The following is an 18,895-nucleotide window of genomic DNA, read 5'->3' as shown; positions in this document are numbered from 1 at the left end:
TTTTAAAGTGGCGGACCGAGCGTGCCTTTCAGAAACCTCCTGCTTGATGACGACAAGGCTTGCGTGCTGGCGGTCGATGACACGCCGGCCATCCTGCAACTACTGGAGATGGCGCTCGGCATCGATTACGAGGTGGTGACCGCCGAGTCCGGGGCGCAGGCGCTGGAAATCTTCCCGCAGCGGCGCTTCGACCTCGTGCTGCTCGATCTGCTGATGCCGGGCATGAACGGTTTCGAGACCCTGGCCGAGTTGCAGAAACTGCCGTCGTTCAACGGCACGCCGGTGATCTTCCTGACCGCCATGGACGACCTGGCGAGCGAGTGCAGCGCGCTGGAAATGGGCGCCGACGACTACATCACCAAGCCGTTCAAGCCCAACCTGGTGCGTTTGCGCATCGCCAACATCCTGCACCGCGTCCGCTTGCAGCGCCATTTGTCGCTGGCCCTGGCCGGCGCCGACCAGGGTTTGTGGTCCTGGGACCTGGCGAGCGACCAGGTGCGCGTCGCCGCTGGCTGGAGCGAGCCGCTCGGCTGTGCCAACGGCGAGGCGGCGGGCGAGGTCGCCGGCTGGGCGGCGCTGGCGCACGCCGATTGCAGCGCCGTCATCGAGCAGGCGCGGGCGGCCTACCTGGCCGGCGAGCGTCCGGCCTTCGAGGCCGACGTCCGGCTACGCACGCTGAAGGGCGCCTGGAAGTGGTTCAACATCTACGGCAAGTCGGGCAACCGGCAGTCGCTGGTCGGCACCTACCGCAACATCGACGCCAAGAAGGCGGCCGAGCTGGCGCTGCGCGACAGCGAGGAAAGGTTGCGCCACGTCATGGATGCCACCGGCGAAGGCATCTGGGACTGGCAGGTGGGCAGCGCGACGGCCCGCCACAACGCCGCCTGGAGTCGCATCCTGGGGCTGGACGAGGCAGCGCACGAGCACGAAATCGCTTCCGTCAGTTCGCTGATCCATCCCGACGACCGGCCGGCGCACGCTGCCGCCGTCGCCGCCTGCCTGGAGCGGGCGCCGTCCTTCGCCATCGAATACCGGATTCGCCACGCCAGCGGCAACTATCTCTGGGTCATGGATCGCGGCAAGGTCGTCGAGCGCGCCGCCGACGGTGCGGCGCTGCGCCTGGTCGGCGCCTTCCAGGATATTTCCGAGAGCAAGCGGCTGGAGGAGGAATACCGGCGGCTGGCCTTGTTCGACACCCTGACCGGCCTGCCCAACCGCCGCCTGCTGGTCGACCGCATGGAACAGGCGATCGTCCAGAACCGCCGCCAGGCGTCGCTCGGCGCGCTGATGTTCATCGACATGGACCGCTTCAAGGAGCTCAACGACAGCCTCGGCCACGATTTCGGCGACCTCCTGCTGATCGAGGTCGGGCATCGCCTGCAGGCCTGCGTGCGGCGGATGGACACGGTGGCCCGCCTGGGCGGCGACGAGTTCATCGTCATGCTGCCGCTGCTCTCGGCGGAAGAGGAAATCGCCCTGAAGCACGCGCAGGCGGTCGGCCACAAGATCCTGCTCGCCCTCGGCCAGCCTTACCGGCTCGGCGAATGCCGCTACGACAGCTCGCCGAGCATCGGTCTGACGCTGTTTTCCGGCGCCCCGGAAGAGAGCGTCAACGCTGTCCTCAAGCGCGCCGACGCCGCCATGTACGAGGCCAAGCACCGCGGCCGCAACCAGTTGGCGCTGGCCGCGCCGCCGCCTGGGCTTACCTGATCGCCCACAGGCCGAGCCGGCCGATGCTCGCCGCCAGTTTCAGGCGGGCGCCCTGCCAGCCGGCGTAGGCTTCGATGCGCCGCTGTTCGGCGGAAGCGACGGCGCTCTGCGCGCTGAGCAGTTCGAGGATGTTGCCGACGCCGGCGCGGAAGCGCCCTTCGGCGACCTCGAACGAGCGGCGCGCGCTGTCGAGCAGGGTGCTGGCGGCTTCGATGTGTTCCTGGCGGGTGTTCAGCGCCTGGTAGCTCTTCCAGACTTCGAGGGCGACCTGCTGTTCGAGCTGGTTCAGCTTGGCCGCCCTGACCTCGACCTGGCTGCTCGCGGCGCGCACCTTGTAGCCGCGGCCGAAACCTTCGAACAGCGGGATGCTCAACTGCATGCCCAGCGCGCTGTCGCGGAAGACGGCGCCGGTCGGCGGGTAGCCGGAAATCGGGATGTGCTTGTCCTGCTGGCGCTCGCTCGCTTCGGCGGAAAACACCAGGGTCGGCCGGCCTTCGGCGCGGGTGGCGCGGACCCGCGCTTCGGCCGCCTGCAGCTCGGCGCGCGCGGCGAGCAGCGCCGGGTGGTGGCTGCGTGCGTCCTCGAACAGATCGCCGACGCTGCGCGGCGCCGGGCCGGGTAGCTTGAGTTCGCGCTCGGGCAGGCGCAGCGGCGTGTCCGGCGAGAGGCCGAGGGCGGTGGCCAGGCTGCCCAGCGCGTTCTGCACCTCGCCTTCGGCGGTGACCCGCTTGAGGCGGGCATCGGACAGGGCGACCGCCGCCTGCAGCTTGTCGGTCAGGGCGCCGACGCCGGCCGCGTACTTGGCCTCGGTCGCCTGGTGGCTCTTGCCGGCCGCCGTCTCGGCGGCTTGCGCGGCGCGCAGCAGCGCCTGCGCCATCTGGACGTCGAAATAGGCTTGGGCGGCATCGAGCAATGCCCGTTGCAGCGTCAGGTCGTGGCTGGCGTTGGCGGCGTCGAGCAGGGCGCTGGCCTGGTCGGTGTTGGCGGCGCGCAGGCCGGAATCGAACAGCGTCCAGCTCAGCTTGAGGCTGCCGGCGCGGGTACGCGGCCGGGTTTCGGCGTCGAGCACGGCGTACTTGCCCTCGTAGGCGCTGCTCGATTTCTGCGCCAGGTAGCTGACGCTGGCCGCCACGCTGGGCAGGTAGGCGCCGCGGGCGACCCCGAGCAGGGCCGCCTGGGTGCGCGCTTCGCCCCAGGCGGCGCGGGTCTGCGGGTTCTGGCAGAGGGCGCGTTCGATCGCTTCGGTGAGTTCGAGCGGCGTCGGCAGCGGGCCGAATTGGCAGGGATTGGCTTCGCTCTCGTCGCCCAGCGCGCGGCTGGCGCTGGCGGCGGTGCGCGCTTCGGTCGAGAACGGGTCGGGCGCTGCTGCCAGCGCGGCGCCGGCCAGGGCGATGCCGGCGAGCAGGCCGGTCAGTCGGCGCAGGCTCACCAGCCACCTCCGCTGGCGATGCGGCCGAGGTCGAGTTGCGCCGCCGGCAGGTCGCGCAGCACCCGGCCGGCGTCGAGGACGATGACGCGGTCGGCGCTGGCGATGGTTTCCGGGCGGTGGGCGACGATGACGCGGGTGATGTTGAGCCGCTTGATCGCCTGGTTGACCCGCTTTTCGCAGGAGATGTCGAGGTGGCTGGTGGCTTCGTCGAGGAAGAGGATCGCCGGTTGCTTGTAGAGGGCGCGGGCGAGCAGGACGCGCTGCTTCTGGCCGCCGGAAAGGGCGGCGCCCATGTCGCCGATCAGCGTGTTGTAGGCCATCGGCATCGCCTGGATGTCGTCGTGGATCGCCGCCAGCTTCGCGCATTCCTCGATCCGCGCGAAATCCGGACGAGGATCGAAGAAACTGATGTTGTCGGCGATCGAACCGGCGAACAGGACGTCGTCCTGGAGGACGGTGCCGACCATGCCGCGCAGCGCCTCGATGCCGACCTGGGCGACGCTGGCGCCGCCGACCAGGACTTCGCCCTCGTTCGGCGTGCGGATGCCGAGCATGGCGCTGATCAGCGTCGACTTGCCGCAGCCGGACGGGCCGACGATGGCGACCGATTCGCCGGGCGCGATGCGCAGGTCGATGCCGTCGAGCACCCAGGGTTCGCCGTCGGCGTAGCGGTAGCGCAGGCCGCGCAATTCGATCGAGGCTGCCGGCGCCACTGGCGCCGTCGCGCCCAGCGGCGCGCCACCCGGCTCGGCCTCGGCGAGGACGATGTCGGCTAGGCGCTCGCCCTGCAGTTGCAGCATCTTCAGGTCGACCAGCTTGTCGATCAGGGCGCTGACCCGCGAATCGAACTGGTCCTTGTAGGCGGAAAACGCCATCAGCGCGCCGACCGTGAAGTTGCCGTCGAGGATCAGCCTGGCGCCGAGCCAGATGACCAGGATGCGCTCGACGCCGAACAGGATGCCGTTGATCAGGCGGTAGAAGATCTGCAGCTTCTGGTTGCGCAGGTCGGCGTTGATCTGGTCGACCAACAGGCTGAGCCAGGTCGAGCGGCGCTCCTCCTGGCGCTGGAACAGCTTGATGCTGCGCACGCCGCGCACCGTTTCGAGGAAGTGGCTCTGCTGCTTGGCGGCGTGGATGATCTGTTCTTCGGTGGCGTTGCGCAGCGGCCGGTACCAGAGCCAGCGGACGATGCCGTAGAGCGCCATGGCGCCGACCGCGATCCACGCCAGCGAGGGGCTGTAGATGAACATCATGACCAGCGTGACGATGGTCATCAGGCCGTCGAGGATGCCTTCGACGAAGGCGGTGGTCAGCGTCTTCTGGATGACGTCGATCGAACTGAAGCGGGAAACGACGTCGCCGAGGTGGCGTTTCTCGAAGTAATCGACCGGCAGGCGCAGCAGGTGGCTGAAGATGTTGGCCCGCCATTGCAGGTTGAGCGTCGTCAACATGTGCATGATGACCCACGAGCGCAGGGTGCCGATCCCCTGCTGGAGCAGCATCAGCAGGCCGAAGCCGAGGGCGAGCGTGGTCAGCAGGTCGCGGTCGCCGGAGACGACGACGTTGTCGATCACCCATTGCAGGAAGAAGGGACTGACCAGGGCGAAGATTTCGAGCGAGACGGCGAGCAGCAGGATCTGGCCGAGCGAGCGGAAAAGCCCGGTGACGTGGCCCATCAGGTCGCGCAGGCGGATGCGCTGGCGGAAGCTGAGCGGCTTGAACTCGGGGTTCGGCCACAGTTCCAGGGCGACGCCGGTGAATTGGCCGGAGACCTCGTCGAGGCTCAGTTTGCGCAGGCCGAAGGCGGGGTCGTGGATGGTCACCGTGTTGCGCTCGACCGCCTTGAGCACGACGAAGTGGTTGAAGTTCCAGTGCAGGATGCAGGGCAGGCGCAGTTGCGGCAGGTCTTCGAGTTCCAGCTTGACCGGCCGCGTCGTCAGCTTCAGCGAGTGGGCGATCTGCATCAGGTGGCCGAGCGTGCTGCCCTTGATCGAGACCAGGAAGATGCGGCGCAGCGTGGCGAGGTCGGTGCGCAGGCCGTGGTAGCCGGCGACCATGGCGATGCAGGCGAGGGCGCATTCGGTCGCCTCGGTCTGCAGGATCAGCGGCAGTTTGCGGCGCAGGCCGAAGGAAACGTTGTCGAGGAAGGACATGGGAGACCGGAAGTGAGGTGACGGACGATCAGAGCTTGCCGCTCAGGCTGAACAGGGGTTCGAGCACCCACTCGTAGAGCTTGCGGCTTTCCTGGAGGACATCGGCTTCGAGCAGCATGCCCGCCTGCAGCGGCTGGGCGACGCCGTAGGCGTTGATGCTCTGTTGTTCGAGGGCGACGCTGATCAGGTAGAGCGGCTCGCTGCCCTGGGCTTCGACGCCCGGTGCCAGCAGGCTGGAAATCTCGCTGCCGGGCAGCGCGGTGCGCGCCACCGAAACGACGGTGCCGCGGGCGTGGCCGAACTTCTGGTAGGGGTAGGCCTGGTAGCGCATCAGCACCTGGGCACCCGGGCGGACGAAGCCGACCGCCCGGCTCGGTGCGTACAACTGCGCTTCGAGCCGGCTGCCGGCGGGGACGATGCTGAGCAGCGGGCGCCGGCCATCGACCGCCTGGCCGACTTCGGCGACCACCGCGGTGGCGGTGCCGTCGATCGGCGCCGTGATCGCCAGCATGCGGCGCCCCTCGCTTTCGCTCAGTTCCTGGCTGGTCGAGGAAATGACGCGTTCGATCTGGGCCAACTGGTTGGCGTGCTTGAGGCGCAGCGCGGCGAGGCTTTCCTGGCGCATGCCGAGTTCGCGGCGCAGGGCGATCTGCTCGCGCTCGACGCTCTTCAGCCGGGTCTGCTGGTCGAGCAGTTCCTCGCGTTTCTGCTGGCGCTGTTCGCGCGAGATGTAGTCCTGCTCCAGCAGCGACTGGTAGCGGCCGCTGGTTTCCTCGGCCAGGGCGACGCGGGCGCGCTGGCCTTCGAGCAGGCTGTCGATCTTCTCCAGTTCGCTGCGCAGCGCCGCCACCTGCCGGGTCAGTCCTTCCTGCTCCTCGCGCTGCAGTTGCCGGGTGCGTTCGAGTTCGCCGGTCAGCGACTCCTTGCGCGCGCCGAGCTGTTCGCTGACGCTGGCGAAGACCGAGCCCAGGGTGCTGCTCTGGCGTTCGCTGGATATCAGGTAGAGGGTGTCGCCGGCCTTGACCGACTGGCCTTCGGCGACCAGCTTCTTGCCGACGATGCCGGTCTGCGGCGGATAGATGCGCAGCAGGCCGGCGCTTGGTACCAGTTGGCCGGTGACGCTGCTGCGCTTGGTGTAGCTGCCCCAGGTGAACAAGGCGACGATGGCCAGCGTGCAGACGAGGGCGGCCAGGCTCAGCAGGCGGTAACTGAGCGGGCGGACGAGCAGGATTTCGCCGCAGGACTTGGGTTTTTGCGCGTCGAGCGCGGCGCGTCTGAACAGGGGCTGGTGGGCCATGCTGGATGAAGTCGTTGAGCGCGTGATGCTGTTGGGATTTTTCGGGGCGGCCGAAATCGAGGCCACTGAAGGCGCCGGGAATTCGTCAGGAGAGCTCTCGGGAGGGCAGGCGCGAGGCGGGAGAGGGCAGGTCGTTCAGGGCCCGCCCCGCGCTGCCGGGGCGGATTACTGGCAGGAACCGCCGAACAGGCCGCCAAGCAGGCCGCCGAGCAGGCCGGTAACGGTGCCGACGAGGCCGCTGACCAGACCGATCACCGGCGTCAGGATGCCGCCGACCAGGCCGAGGACCGGGTTCAGGATGCCGCCGAGCAGGCCGCCGAGGTCCAGGGCGCCGCCGGAAACGGCAGCGATTTCGGTCTTGCTGAGTTCTTGAATTGCCATGTTGCTACTCCTTGGATTTTCGTAACGTCGAAACTATTCGTCAGATCGAAATGACGCGATCAGTTGCCCAGCAGGCCACCGAGCAGGCCGCCCAGCAGACCGGTGACGGTACCGAGCAGGCCGCTGACCAGGCCGAGAACCGGCGTCAACAGGCCGCCGACGAGGCCGAGCACCGGGTTCAGGATGCCGCCGAGCAGGCCGCTGAGATCCAGGGCGCCGCCGGAAACGGCAGCGATTTCAGTCTTGCTGAGTTCTTGAATTGCCACGTTGCTACTCCTTGTGTTGAACGAAAACTGGTGAAGGTGAATTGTTTTTTTAGCGGCTCAGCAGACCGCCGAGCAGGCCGGTGACAGCGCCGAGCAGGCCGCCGACCAGGCTGAAGGTCGGGGCGACCAGAGCGCCGACGAGGCCGAGCACCGGGCTCAGGATGCCGCCCAGGAGGCTGCCGACGTCGGCATGCAGGTCCAGGGTCAGGGTGCCGCCGGAGACGGCTTCGATTTCGGTCTTGCCAAGTTCTTGAATTGCCATGTTTGTTACTCCTTGACTGATTGAAAAACGCCACACCGGGTGGCATGCATTGCCCGTAGACAATCCTGTTTTGCAGTTATGCACATTTGGGTTTCAAAATCAGTACAAACAATGCACAATGCAAATTGTTGCGACATGATAATCAAATTATGCGGAATTGCAATCTTGCTCAGAGGGTTTTCGTGAATTTGCATAAGAGCGATGTAAAAAGTGAAAATCGGCTGTCCCGGCGATGCCGCCGCTTCGCTCGCCCGGCGCTGTCAACCCTCGCCATTCATGCCGGCGCCGCGCTGGCCGAGGGCGAGGTGCACGAAGCGGCGGCTTTGTCTTATCCTGATGCAATGATTGCCAGCTTCCTGCTCCTCGCCCTGTGCGTCCTTTTCGCTCTTCTGGTGTTCTGGCGGGCGGCCAGGATCGAGCGGGTGTTGCAGCGGCTCGGCGACGGCGAGTCGGCGGCGCGCACCGGGCTGGCATCGTGGGCGCCGCTCGGCCGGCTGGCGCAGCGCGTCGATTGGGCGGCCGAGCGCCTGGAAGAAGAGCGGCGGCGCCTGGCCGACAGCGAGGGGCGGCTGCGCATCGCCCTGCAGGGCTGCGACATCGGCGTCTGGGACTGGCAGCTCGACAGCGGCCGCATCTATTACTCGCCGCGCTGGAAGACCCTGCTCGGTTTTGCCGAAGACGAGACACCGGGGCACGCCGAGACCTGGCTGACCCGGGTTCATCCGGACGATCTGGCGCAGGTGACGGCGGCGCTCGACGAGCACCTGTCCGGGCGCAGCGAAATCTTCCTCTGCGAGCACCGGCTGCGCCACAAGCGCGGCGACTACCTGTGGGTGCAGCAGAGCGGCGTTGCCAGCCGCGACGAAAGCGGCAAGGTGCTGCGCATGATCGGCGCGCTGGCCGACGTTTCGGCGCACAAGGCGGCGCAGGCCGAACTGCTGAGCAGCCGGGAAGCCTATCGCTCGGTGGTGGAAGGCGTGACCCAGGTGATCCTGCGCAGCGATGGCGAGGGGCGGTTGAGTTTTCTCAACCCGGCTTGGCAGGAGCTGACCGGGCACCGCATCGACGAGGCGCTCGGCAAGCCGCTGGCGAGCTTCGTGCACGACGATGAGCGTCACAGTGTGGCGGCTTTCTTCGCTGCGCTGGCCGAAGGGCGCGCCGGCGATCTTGCCTGCGAGCTGCGCCTGCGCTGCCGGGACGATAGCTGGCGCTGGTTCGCCCTCCATCTGCGGGCGACGCCGGCGGCCGGCGCGGCGTCGGCGGCCGGCGTGCTGAGCGACATCACGGCGCAGAAGGCGAGCGAGGCGGCATTGCTGCGCAGCAATCGCGAACGCGATGCGATCCTCACCCTGGGGCCGGACGGTTTCGTCTTTGCCGACGATCAGGGGCGGGTCAGCTTCGTCAACCCCGCCTTCGTCGGCATGACCGGGCTGGCGGCCGGGCTGGTGGTCGGCCGGCCGCTGGCCGAGCTCGACCTGCAGATCGCCCAACTGGGTGGCGGGTCGCCGGGTTTTGCCGGGGTCGACGAAGGCGCCGACGGCCTGCTCCAGCTGGAACGTCCGCGCAAGACGGTGATCCGCTGGCTGGCCCGGCTGATTCCCGACGGCGCCGGCGGCATCCACGGCCGCGTCATCTACCTGCGCGACATCACCCGCGAAAGCGAGGTGGACCGGATGAAGAGCGATTTCCTGTCGACCGCGGCGCATGAACTGCGGACGCCGATGGCGAGCATTTTCGGCTTCTCCGAACTGCTGCTGTCGCGGGAGTTCGAGCCGGCCATGCAGCGCGACCTGCTCGAACGCATCCACCGCCAGACGCGCAACCTGATCAACCTGGTCAACGAGCTGCTCGACCTGTCGCGGATCGAGGCGCGCGGCGGCAAGAGCTTCAAGATGCAGGTCCAGGAGATCACCCCGGTGGTGCTCAACGCGGTGGCGGCGCAGTACGTGCCGGCGCCGACCCACAAGCTGGCGTTCGACTGGCCGAAAGAGCTGCCCAAGGTCAGGATCGACGCCGAGAAATTCCAGCAGTGCCTGATCAACGTGCTGAGCAACGCCGTCAAATATTCGCCGGGCGGCGGCGTCATCCGGGTCAACGCGCTGCGCCGCGGCGAAGCGGAGACGGCGCGGATCGGCGTCGCCATCAGCGACCCCGGGATCGGCATGACGCCGGAGCAGAGCGCACGTATCTTCGAGCGCTTCTACCGCGCCGACCCGAGCGGCGCCATCCTCGGTTCCGGCCTCGGCATGTCGTTGGTCAAGGAATACATGACGATTTTCGGTGGCGACATCGAGGTGGTCAGCGCGCCCGGGCAGGGAACGACCGTCGTCCTCTGGCTGCCGGTCGCCGATGCCCTGGGCGAAGCTGGCGGGGGCGCGCGGTGAAGCCCTTGCAGCGGGTGTTGATCGTCGAGGATCAGGCCGATCTGCGCCTGCTGATCCGCCTGACGCTGGAGCCGCTGGGGCTCGAACTGCGCGAGGTCGCCAACGGCATGGAGGCGCTGCTGGCGGCGCGCAGCTTCAAGCCGGACGTGCTGATCCTCGATGTCATGCTGCCCGGTGGTGTCAACGGTTACCAGATTTGCCAGGCGATCAAGCAGGACCCGCTGACCCGGGCGACGCGCGTGATCATGGTCAGCGCCCGCGGCCAGAAAAGCGATATCGAACGCGGCTACCAGGCGCAGGCGGATCGCTACCTGGTGAAGCCCTTCAGTCCGGCTCAACTGCTCAAGGAAGTCGGGGCTTGACAATTATGCTGGAAGGTGAATAATTGCAGCAAATGAATAAATCATATTTTTTTGAAAATTTTATGGAGCGTGTCATGTGGGATTCGATCAAGAAATTCGTTAAAGATGAAGAAGGTGCAACTGCCGTCGAGTACGGTCTGATTGCCGCCCTGATCGCGGTGGCGATCATTCTTTCGGTCACCGAGGTCGGTACCAAGCTGAAAGCCGTTTTTAATTCGATCAAGGCCGCCCTGCCCTGATTTGCCGGCCTTGCGCTGACGCCCTGTCTACTTTTTGAGACCGAACGCGTGTCGCTGGCAGCACAGTTGCTGTTGAGCTTCTGGGCGGGGGTGCTGGCCTTTGCCGACTGGCGTCACCGGCGTTTGCCGAACGCCTGGCTGGTGTTTGGTTTTGCTTTCGGGGTGGTGCATCTGGCGGTGCGCGGGGCGATGCCTTTCGGCGGCTCGCCGCTCGATGCGGCAGTGGCTTCGGTGGCGGCGCTGCTCTGTTTCCTGCCGCTGTATGCGGCGGGCTGGATGGGGGCGGGAGACGTCAAGTTTCTGGCCGTCATCGGCTGGCTGGGCGGTTTGCCGCTGCTGGCCGGGGCCTTGTTGTGCGGCTCGCTGCTGGCGGGAGGGCTGGCCTTGCTGCTGCTGCAGTCGGGCGGTCTGCCGGGGTCGCGGGTGGCGGGCGTCTTGCAGGGGCGGATTCCCTACGGAAGTTGTCTGGCGGTGGCGCTACTGCCGCAGTTGTGGGGGTGGCTGGATCTCGGGTTCGTGCTGCCGTAGTCAGGGGAGTGCATGGTGTCACAGAGGGCTGGTCGGAGCGCCCAGCGCGGTGCGGTGGTCATCGAGTTCGCGTTGGTGTTCGTGCTGTTTTTCATCGTCATGTACGGCATCGTCGCCTACGGCGTCATTTTCGCCGTCAAGCACTCCCTGGTGCAGGCGGCGAACGAAGGGGCGCGGGCGGCGGTGCGCGATGTCGGCGGCGTCACGGCGCGCGTCGAGCTGGCTCGCACGGTGGCCGCCGAAAACCTCGCCTGGCTCGGCGACAAGGCGCCCGAGCCGCAGGTCAGCGCGGCGCTTTGCGCGGCGACCCCCTACGTCTGCCTGAAGGTCGAACTGGCCTACGACTACGCCGCCAATCCGCTGGTTCCCGCACTGCCGGCGCTGGGCGTCGCGCTGCCGGAACGGCTGACCGGGCAGGCCATGGTGCAGCTCGACGCGGTTTATTGATTGCTTTGGAGTCCTCAGGGAGTAAGGCAAATTGGGCAAGACGCAAAGGATAGTGGGGGCATTGCTGATCGTCGCGGCCATCGGGCTGGCGGCGTATGCATGGGTGCTCAGCAAGGACATGGCGGCGCAGCAGCCGGCGCCGATGCAGCAGGTGGTGGTGGCCGCGCAGCGGATTCCCGCCGGCACGCTGCTGACGGCGCAACACCTGCAACTGATGGCTTTCCCGTCGCGCCCGGCCGGTAGCTACGCGGCGGTCGAAGCGGTGCTCGGCAAGACGGTGCCGGTCAACCTGGCTGCCGGCGAGCCGCTGCTCGCCGAACGCATCGAAGGCCCGGCGACGCCGTCGCTGAAGCAGTTGCAGCCCGGCGAGCGGGCAGTGGCGATCAAGGTTGACGAAGTGGTCGCCGTCGGCAACCGGCTGGCGCCGGGCGACCTGGTCAACGTCTTCGCCACCTTCCGCCGCAACAACGAAGAAATTGCCGACAGTCACGCCCGCCTGCTGCTGTCCGGGTTGCGCATCCTGGCCTTCGGCGGGCTCGACGCGCCGGAAGCGAAAAAGACCGGCAGCACCATGCGCAATGTCGCCGACACCCCACGTACCGCCGTCCTCGCCGTGCCGCTGGCCGATGTCGACCGGCTGGCGCTGGCCGCCGAGGCCGGCCGCCTGCTGCTCGCGCTACGCCCGCTCGATGCCGCGGTGCCGGCAACCGCGGCAGCACCGGCAACGGCGCAGGCTTCGGCAGCGGCGGCGCCCGCCGCGCTGCTGTCGGTGCCGGCGCAGGCGGTCAGCCTGCGCGAGCTGGCCGGCAAGGTCGGCGCCCAGCCGCTGCCGGCCAAGTCGGCAGCCGGTGCGGCGGCCAGGCCGGTGGCGGCGGCGCCGACGGTCAAGGTGATGCACGGGCTCAAGGAGGCCAGCGTGCAGGTCAGTAATCGGAATGGGGCTGGGCAATGAACAAGACGAGTTTCCGCTACCTTCAATTGGCCGCCAGCCTGGCGCTGGCATTGCCGATCTTGCTGGCCGCGCCGGCGGCCATCGGCGAAGCCCTGCCGGCGTCCGGCGAAGTCGAACTCGCCGCCGGCGGGCAGCGTCTGGTCGATACGCCGAAGACGGTCAGCCGGCTGGCCGTCGGCAACGAAGCGGTGGCCGCGGTCAAGGTGATCGGCAGCCGCCAGTTCGTGATCCAGGGCAACCAGCCGGGCGTCACCACGCTGATGGTCTGGCTGCGCGGCGAAAAGACGGCGGACAGCTATCTCCTGCGCGTCAACAAGGGGGTGGCGCTGCCGCCCGAAGGCGCCGGCGAGCTGCAACTGAAATCGGCCGGCGACCTTGCCGTGCTGTCAGGCACCGCCAGCGACCTGGCGGCGCAGGCCGTCGCCCGCGAATACGCGGCGCGCGGCGCCGGCGACGCCAAGCCGGCGGTGGTCAACCGCAGCGTCATGGGCTTCGGCGGCGAAGTGCAGATCGACGTCCGGGTCGTCGAGTTCAGCCGCAAGATCCTCAACAAGGCCGGTCTCAGCATCCTTTCCAACAAGTCGGGCTTCACTTTCGGCAGCTACGCGCCGGGCAGCCTGAGCAAGGTGCAGATGAGCAACGGCGCGATCAGCACCGAAGCCGAGCTGCCGATCAACCAGGCGCTCAACCTGCTGGTCGGCAACGCCAAGAAGAACCTGCTCGGTGTCGTCAGCGTCCTCGAAGGCAACGGCTTCGCCCGCACCCTGGCGCGGCCGACGCTGGTCGCGCAGAGCGGCCGCGACGCCGAATTCCTCGCCGGCGGCGAGTTTCCGGTGCCGGTGCCGCAGGCGCTCGGGCAGACGACGATCCAGTACAAGCCTTACGGCATCCGCCTGCAGGTGACGCCGACCGTGCTCGCCGACAACCGCATCGCACTCACCGTGGCGCCGGAAGTCAGCGACCTCAACTTCGAGAACGGCATCACCATCAACGGCGTCAGCGTCCCCAGCCTGAGCACGCGGCGGGCGACCACCAGCATCGAACTGGGCAACGGCGAGAGCTTCGTCATCGGCGGCCTGGTCAGCCAGGCAATGATGCGCAACGTGAACAAGATTCCCGGCCTCGGCGACCTGCCGCTGCTCGGCGCCTTCTTCAAGAGCATCAGCCTGTCGCGCGAGGACAAGGAACTGCTGTTCATCGTCACGCCGCGCCTGGTGCGGCCGCTGGCGGCGGGCACCGACCTCGGGCCGATGCCGGGCGAGGAACTGGCCAACCGCGAATCCGGGCTGTGGCGCGACTGGCTGCTGTCCGATCAGGATGTGAATACCCGCTACACCGGATTTTCCAGGTAAGCCGACGGAGAACAGGCATGGAACAACGCTTCATCGTGGTCACCGAGCATGAAGGTCATTTCAACGCGCTCAGCGAAGCCATACAGAGCCAGGGGGTGTCGGTCTGGCTGCACTGGAACAGCGACGTCCTGGTCCAGCTGGTCGGTTCGATGGGGACCAACGTGGTCTTCGTCGAATTCGCCGAGGACCGGCTGGCGCAGGCCGCCGATCTCGTCGGCAAGCTGCTGTCGGTCTATCCGCGCCTGTGGATCATCGGCTTCGCGCAGCGCGCCGACAACAGCCTGATCATCGAGGCGATGCGCGCCGGCGCCCGCGACTTCGTCGAGCTGCAGTCGGCACCGGAAATCATCTGCCGCTCGCTGCGCCAGGTGCTCGCCCAGTCGCCGCAACTGCCGGCGCAATCGAGTGGGACGATGATCAGCCTGCTCGGCGCCCGGCCCGGGGTCGGCACCTCGACGGCCGCGGTGCATCTGGCGTTGCTGCTGAAGAAGGAAGTGATGCCCGGCGAGCCGGTGCTGCTGCTCGATTTCGGCTTCCCGGCCGCCGATGCGGCGCTCTACCTCGACACCAAGGTCAATTTCAACTTCTGCGACGCCGTGCGCAGCCTGCGCCGTTTCGACCACGCCCTGCTCAACTCGGCCTTCGCCCACCACAAGAGCGGCCTCTCGCTGCTCTCGCTGCCGCAGAACCTGGCCGAGCTGCGCGACGTCTCGCCGGTCGATGCGATGACCCTGCTCAGCCTGCTCAAGTCCTACTTCAAGGTGGTGGTCGTCGATCTCGGCGGTTTCGCCGGCACCGACCTGCTGCTCTACGCGCTCGGCGTCAGCGACCGTACCCTGCTGATCAGCGAACAGAGCATCCCGTCGGTGTTCTCGGCGCGCCAGATGCTGGCCAATTTCCGCGAGCGCGGCGTCGAGACCGAACGCATCGGCCTGCTCACCGGCAAGTACGACACGCGCATCGAGATGAGTTCGGCGCAGCTCGCCCAGCACCTGCAACTGCACTGGGTGGCCGACCTGCCGCAGCGCAACGAGCGGCTGATCGCCTGCGCCAACCAGGGCAAGCTGCTCTACGAACTGGCGCCGAACGATCCCTACGTCAACGTGCTGCGCGATCTCGCCGCCCGCGAGAGCGGCGGCACGGCGGCCGCCATGCCGAGCGGCGGCGGCTGGCGGCGGCGGCTGCAGGGATTGATCGGAGGCTGACGGCATGGATTTCGATTTCGCCCTCGGCAGCGACCCGCGCGGAGATTTCCGCCAGTCCGACGAATTCCAGGACATCAAGGCAGTGGTGCACCAGCGCCTGGTCGAGCGCATCGAGGAACTCGGCGTCGATTTCGCGACCTGGGCGCCGCACGTCACGCAGCGCTTCGTTGCCCAGGAAGTCGAAGATTTCGTCGCCGCCAACCGGGTGCCGCTCAACGTCGCCGACATCCAGGTCATCGTCAAGGAACTGAACGACGAGTTGACCGGCCTCGGCCCGCTGCAGGAACTGATGAACGACGACGCCGTCGCCGACATCCTGGTCAACGGCTACAAGGAAGTTTTCATCGAGAAGAACGGCCTGCTCCAGAAGAGCCGCGTCCGCTTCATCGACAACCGCCACCTGATGCGCATCGTCCAGCGCATGATCGCGCCGCTCGGTCGCCGCGTCGACGAAGGCAGCCCGATGGTCGACGCCCGCCTGCCCAACGGCGGCCGGCTCAACGTGATCATCCCGCCGGTGTCGCTGAACGGTCCGGTGGTGTCGATCCGCAAGTTCCGCAGCAAGCCGCTGCAGGCTTCCGACATGCTCGCCTACGGCACGCTCAACCAGGAAATGCTCGACTTCCTGGCGCACGCCGCCGAGATGCGCTGCAACATCCTGATCAGCGGCGGTACCGGCTCCGGCAAGACTTCCTTCCTCAACATGCTGGCCCAGTACATCCGCGAGGGCGAGCGGGTGATCACCATCGAGGACGCCGCCGAACTGCAGTTGCTGCACGAGCACGTCGTCCGCCTCGAATCGCGCCCCGGCGGCCTGGAGAACGTCGCCGAAGTGACGCCGCGCGACCTCTTGCGCAACAGCCTGCGCATGCGCCCGGACCGCATCATCGTCGGCGAGGTGCGCGGCGGCGAAGCGGTCGAGATGCTGCAGGCGATGAATACCGGCCACGACGGCTCGATGTCGACGATCCACACCAATTCGCCGCGCGAATGCCTGCACCGCCTGGAAATGCTGCTCCACTTCGGCGGCTGGCAGGGCAGCGAATTCAACCTGCGGCGGCAGATCGTCGGCGCCATCGACCTGATCGTCCAGCTCGCCCGCCTGCCGAGCGGCGCCCGTCGGGTGATGTCGATCAGCGAACTGACCGGCATGCAGGACGAAGTCGTCGCCATGCAGGAACTGTTCCGTTTCGAACCCTCGGTCAATGGCCGCGACGGCAGCTTCGTCACCGGCTGCAAGCCGCAGTCGCAGAAATTGAAACGCTACGCCGCCTTCCCGGGCCGGCCGGGAGGCAACGGTGCCTGAACTGGTCTGGCTCGTGCTCGCCGCCAGCTTCTGCCTGCTGGCCGCCGCCTTCGTCTTCCTCGGCGGCGCCTTGCGCCGGGCGCCGGGCAGCGGGCGGCGCATGAGCGAAGTGCTGGCCCGCCACGAGGCGCCGTTCGACGGCAAGGCACCGGCAGCGGCGAGCGGCTGGATTCCGTCGTGGTTCGAGCGCTACCTGCAGCGCGCCGGCCTGCCGGAAACCCCGCTGGTCTATGGCGCGCTGCTGGCACCGGGGGCCGTTCTCTTCCTGTTCGCCGAACTGCTGTTCGGTTTTGCCTACGCGCTGGCCGGCATCGTCGTCGTTTACCCCTGCCTGCTGTGGAGCTTCGTCCAGTGGCGGATCGCTGTCTATCGGCAGCAGGTGGTCGACCAGTTGCCGGTCTTTCTGGAAAGCGTGTCGCGCATTCTCAGCGTCGGCTGCAGCCTTGAACTGGCGTTCCGCAACGCCAGCGAGGAGTGCGACGACCCGCTGCTGACCATCACCCAGCAGGTGCTGCTGCGCACCCGCGCCGGCCAGTCGCTGGAAGACGCGATGATGCAGGTGGCCGATGTCTACGCGATCCGAGAACTCGGTTTCGTCGCTTCCGTCTTCCACCTCGGCATCCGTTACGGCGGCAACGCGCACGCCGTGCTCGAACGGCTGTCGACGACGATGCGCGAGCGCCGCCGCAGCCAGCAGGAACTCAAGGCGATGACCGCCGAAACCCGCGCCAGCGCGTGGATCCTGAGCGCCCTGCCGGTGGTCGTGGCGATCATGACCTTGGCTTCCAACCCGGGCTACCTGCTCGGCATGTGGATGGACCCGCTCGGCCGCAAGATCCTGCTCGGCGCGCTGGCCATGCAGATTGCCGGGATGGCGCTGCTGTTCCGCATGGCGAGGATCGATTGAGCATGGACGCCGCCCTCCTGCCCTGGCTGGTCGCCGCCAGCGTCGCCCTTGCCGTCCTCGGTGTCGGCGGGCTGGTCTATGGCCTGTTCCTCGCCGCCCAGCGCAAGATCCTGCGCCAGCGCCGCTTCGCCCGTCTCGACCAGATGCTGGCGCCGGCCGGCGAAGGCAGCGAGGCGATCCGCGAGGCCGAGGAACTGAGCTTCGCCGAGAAGCTGCTCCTCCTCTTCTCCGGACGCCTGCCCGGCGCCGCCGGCAGCGAGGCCGATTCGGAAGACCGCCGGTTGCTGATCCAGGCCGGTTATCGCGGCCTGCACGCGCTGGTCTTCTTGCAGAGCCTGCGCTGGCTGACGCTGCTCGCCGTGCTGGTCGGTTTCGGCGGCTACGCGCTGCTCGCCGGCAGCCTGCAGGATGGCCTGCGCGGCGTGGCGCTGGCCATCCTGGTCTTCCTCGGTTCGCGCTACCTGCTGCGCTACCTGGCGCACCGGCGGATGACGATGCTGGCCGAGGAGTTGCCGGTGTTCGTCGATTTCCTGCGCATGATGCACAGCGTCGGCATCAGCTTCGAGCAGGCGATCACGCTGTTCGCCGGCGATTCCAGGCTTGGCCTGCCGGTGCTGTCGAACGAGCTGGCGGCGGTCAGCCTGTCGATCCGCAGCGGCCGCTCGCGCGGCGACGCGCTGCAACTGATGGCCCGCCAGCTCGACGTCGATGACCTCAGCGAACTGGTCGCCTTGATCTGCCACACCGATTACTACGGCGCCGCGGTGCAGGAGCCGCTGCGTCAGTTCTCGCTGCGCCTGACCGAACGCAAGCGCTTCCAGATGCAGGAATACGTCGGCAAGCTGGCGACGCGCATGGTCATCGTCATGGTCCTCTTCCTGCTGCCGGCGCTGATCATCGTCACCGCCGGGCCGGGTTTCGTTTCGGTGATCAAGGCCCTCGGAGGCATGGCATGAAAAACTTGCGCTGGCTGCTCTGTCTCGCCTGCCTGCTGGCGGCGCCGGCTTACGCCCAGAGCGCGGCGACGACTGCGGAAACGGCGCTGGAAACGCGGCGCGACGAGAACAACCCCGATTTCTACCTTGAACTGATCGCCGGCATGCAGGAGAAGCGGCTCTATTACGCCTCGCTCGCCCACCTCGACCTGTTCGAGCAGCGCTGGCCGAAGGACCGTCGGGCGCTCCTGCTGCGCGCCGACGCGTTGCGCCAGACCGGCGACTACGGCCAGGCCCGCGACTGCTACCGGCGCCTGCTGGAGCAGGAGACGTCGGCCGGCGCCCATCACGGCCTCGGCCTGATCGCCGCCGCCGAGGGCGATCTGGCGCAGGCTTCCGCGTCGCTGCGCGAGGCGGTCCGGCTGGCGCCGATCGATGCGCGCATCCTCAACGACCTCGGCTACCTGCAACTGCTGCGCGGCGAGCGCGCCGCCGCCCGGCTGAACCTGTTCAAGGCGTCCGAACTGGCGCCGGAGAACCGCCAGGTCGCCGCCAACCTGGCGCTCTACCTGCTGCTCGAAGGGCAGACCGAGCGCGCCGAACAACTGATGGAGAAACAGGGCTTTACCGAAGCCCAGCGCGCTTCGGTGCGCAACGATGCCATGCGCATGGGCCGGGGCGCTGCCGAGCCCGGCAAGCCGCTTACCGACAGCGGTCGCGTGGAAATGGTGAAATGACGCTAATATTGAAACCCCTGGCGTTTTAGCCCCAATTCCAACC

At 67.5% G+C, this 18,895-nt stretch carries 19 protein-coding genes; 13 read left to right on the top strand and 6 right to left on the bottom strand.

The window, feature by feature from the left end:
• The first annotated feature begins 21 nt into the window (after positions 1-21).
• Positions 22-1,710 carry a two-component system response regulator gene (locus AC0KWY_RS11640; protein WP_474025658.1) on the top strand — a complete coding sequence of 563 codons (1,689 nt, stop codon included), beginning with the start codon at positions 22-24 and terminating at the stop codon, positions 1,708-1,710.
• On the opposite strand, the gene AC0KWY_RS11635 is transcribed toward AC0KWY_RS11640, so the two are convergent.
• From AC0KWY_RS11635 to AC0KWY_RS11610, 6 genes are all read right to left on the bottom strand, one after another.
• Positions 1,703-3,139, bottom strand: a complete 1,437-nt coding sequence (locus AC0KWY_RS11635) for a TolC family protein (protein WP_474025657.1) — start codon at positions 3,137-3,139, stop codon at positions 1,703-1,705. The two genes, AC0KWY_RS11640 and AC0KWY_RS11635, sit on opposite strands and share 8 nt — an antisense overlap.
• The gene (locus tag AC0KWY_RS11630) at positions 3,136-5,292 is read right to left on the bottom strand and encodes a peptidase domain-containing ABC transporter (protein WP_474025656.1); all 2,157 of its coding nucleotides are present in this window, start codon (positions 5,290-5,292) and stop codon (positions 3,136-3,138) included. Before AC0KWY_RS11630 ends, AC0KWY_RS11635 begins: the two co-directional genes overlap by 4 nt.
• 28 nt (positions 5,293-5,320) lie before the next feature.
• The gene (locus AC0KWY_RS11625) at positions 5,321-6,589 is read right to left on the bottom strand and encodes an HlyD family secretion protein (RefSeq protein WP_474025655.1); all 1,269 of its coding nucleotides are present in this window, start codon (positions 6,587-6,589) and stop codon (positions 5,321-5,323) included.
• Between the two features lie 165 nt (positions 6,590-6,754).
• On the bottom strand, positions 6,755-6,970 hold the full coding sequence (locus AC0KWY_RS11620) for a hypothetical protein (protein WP_474025654.1): 216 nt from the start codon (positions 6,968-6,970) through the stop codon (positions 6,755-6,757).
• Between the two features lie 59 nt (positions 6,971-7,029).
• Positions 7,030-7,236 carry a hypothetical protein gene (locus tag AC0KWY_RS11615; RefSeq protein ID WP_474025653.1) on the bottom strand — a complete coding sequence of 69 codons (207 nt, stop codon included), beginning with the start codon at positions 7,234-7,236 and terminating at the stop codon, positions 7,030-7,032.
• Between the two features lie 49 nt (positions 7,237-7,285).
• Entirely contained in the window at positions 7,286-7,498 is a 213-nt protein-coding gene (locus tag AC0KWY_RS11610; RefSeq protein ID WP_474025652.1) for a hypothetical protein, read from the bottom strand.
• A 182-nt stretch (positions 7,499-7,680) separates the two neighbouring features.
• On the opposite strand from AC0KWY_RS11610, the gene AC0KWY_RS11605 reads away from it, so the two are divergent.
• The 12 genes from AC0KWY_RS11605 to AC0KWY_RS11550 all read left to right on the top strand — a co-directional run bounded on the left by AC0KWY_RS11605 (position 7,681) and on the right by AC0KWY_RS11550 (position 18,852).
• Positions 7,681-9,882, top strand: a complete 2,202-nt coding sequence (locus AC0KWY_RS11605; protein WP_474025651.1) for a PAS domain-containing sensor histidine kinase — start codon at positions 7,681-7,683, stop codon at positions 9,880-9,882.
• Positions 9,879-10,244, top strand: a complete 366-nt coding sequence (locus AC0KWY_RS11600; protein WP_474025650.1) for a response regulator — start codon at positions 9,879-9,881, stop codon at positions 10,242-10,244. Before AC0KWY_RS11605 ends, AC0KWY_RS11600 begins: the two co-directional genes overlap by 4 nt.
• Positions 10,245-10,318: 74 nt before the next feature.
• Positions 10,319-10,483, top strand: coding sequence for a Flp family type IVb pilin (locus AC0KWY_RS11595; RefSeq protein WP_474025649.1), 165 nt, complete (start codon positions 10,319-10,321; stop codon positions 10,481-10,483).
• A gap of 48 nt (positions 10,484-10,531) precedes the next feature.
• The gene (locus AC0KWY_RS11590) at positions 10,532-11,011 is read left to right on the top strand and encodes a prepilin peptidase (RefSeq protein ID WP_474025648.1); all 480 of its coding nucleotides are present in this window, start codon (positions 10,532-10,534) and stop codon (positions 11,009-11,011) included.
• A gap of 15 nt (positions 11,012-11,026) precedes the next feature.
• Positions 11,027-11,458: a TadE/TadG family type IV pilus assembly protein gene (locus AC0KWY_RS11585; RefSeq protein WP_474025647.1), complete on the top strand. Its 432-nt coding sequence runs from the start codon at positions 11,027-11,029 to the stop codon at positions 11,456-11,458.
• Between the two features lie 61 nt (positions 11,459-11,519).
• Positions 11,520-12,410 (top strand): Flp pilus assembly protein CpaB, encoded by an 891-nt coding sequence (gene cpaB, locus AC0KWY_RS11580; RefSeq protein ID WP_474025646.1) that lies wholly within the window; start codon positions 11,520-11,522, stop codon positions 12,408-12,410.
• Complete coding sequence (locus AC0KWY_RS11575) at positions 12,407-13,762, top strand: type II and III secretion system protein family protein (protein WP_474025645.1); 1,356 nt, start codon at positions 12,407-12,409, stop codon at positions 13,760-13,762. Before cpaB ends, AC0KWY_RS11575 begins: the two co-directional genes overlap by 4 nt.
• 17 nt (positions 13,763-13,779) lie before the next feature.
• Positions 13,780-14,967 (top strand): CpaE/TadZ family protein, encoded by a 1,188-nt coding sequence (locus AC0KWY_RS11570; RefSeq protein ID WP_474025644.1) that lies wholly within the window; start codon positions 13,780-13,782, stop codon positions 14,965-14,967.
• Between the two features lie 4 nt (positions 14,968-14,971).
• Positions 14,972-16,273: a CpaF family protein gene (locus tag AC0KWY_RS11565; protein WP_474025643.1), complete on the top strand. Its 1,302-nt coding sequence runs from the start codon at positions 14,972-14,974 to the stop codon at positions 16,271-16,273.
• Positions 16,266-17,180, top strand: a complete 915-nt coding sequence (locus AC0KWY_RS11560) for a type II secretion system F family protein (protein WP_474025642.1) — start codon at positions 16,266-16,268, stop codon at positions 17,178-17,180. Before AC0KWY_RS11565 ends, AC0KWY_RS11560 begins: the two co-directional genes overlap by 8 nt.
• Before the next feature lie 2 nt (positions 17,181-17,182).
• Entirely contained in the window at positions 17,183-18,136 is a 954-nt protein-coding gene (locus AC0KWY_RS11555; RefSeq protein ID WP_474025641.1) for a type II secretion system F family protein, read from the top strand.
• Entirely contained in the window at positions 18,133-18,852 is a 720-nt protein-coding gene (locus tag AC0KWY_RS11550; protein ID WP_474025640.1) for a hypothetical protein, read from the top strand. The genes AC0KWY_RS11555 and AC0KWY_RS11550 overlap by 4 nt, the downstream gene beginning before the upstream one ends.
• Positions 18,853-18,895 lie beyond the last annotated feature (43 nt).

This window comes from Azonexus sp. MM2026_4 (assembly GCF_055901855.1).
This window is presented reverse-complemented; position numbering and strand designations above follow the sequence as displayed.

Excerpts from the sequence above, each read along its gene's own strand:
- AC0KWY_RS11630 (WP_474025656.1), bottom strand. The coding sequence starts at position 5,292 with ATGTCCTTCCTCGACAACGTTTCCTTCGGCCTGCGCCGCAAACTGCCG.
- AC0KWY_RS11620 (WP_474025654.1), bottom strand. The coding sequence starts at position 6,970 with ATGGCAATTCAAGAACTCAGCAAGACCGAAATCGCTGCCGTTTCCGGC.
- AC0KWY_RS11555 (WP_474025641.1), top strand. The coding sequence starts at position 17,183 with ATGGACGCCGCCCTCCTGCCCTGGCTGGTCGCCGCCAGCGTCGCCCTT.
- AC0KWY_RS11565 (WP_474025643.1), top strand. The coding sequence starts at position 14,972 with ATGGATTTCGATTTCGCCCTCGGCAGCGACCCGCGCGGAGATTTCCGC.
- AC0KWY_RS11550 (WP_474025640.1), top strand. The coding sequence starts at position 18,133 with ATGAAAAACTTGCGCTGGCTGCTCTGTCTCGCCTGCCTGCTGGCGGCG.
- AC0KWY_RS11625 (WP_474025655.1), bottom strand. The coding sequence starts at position 6,589 with ATGGCCCACCAGCCCCTGTTCAGACGCGCCGCGCTCGACGCGCAAAAA.
- AC0KWY_RS11595 (WP_474025649.1), top strand. The coding sequence starts at position 10,319 with ATGTGGGATTCGATCAAGAAATTCGTTAAAGATGAAGAAGGTGCAACT.
- AC0KWY_RS11610 (WP_474025652.1), bottom strand. The coding sequence starts at position 7,498 with ATGGCAATTCAAGAACTTGGCAAGACCGAAATCGAAGCCGTCTCCGGC.
- AC0KWY_RS11570 (WP_474025644.1), top strand. The coding sequence starts at position 13,780 with ATGGAACAACGCTTCATCGTGGTCACCGAGCATGAAGGTCATTTCAAC.
- AC0KWY_RS11575 (WP_474025645.1), top strand. The coding sequence starts at position 12,407 with ATGAACAAGACGAGTTTCCGCTACCTTCAATTGGCCGCCAGCCTGGCG.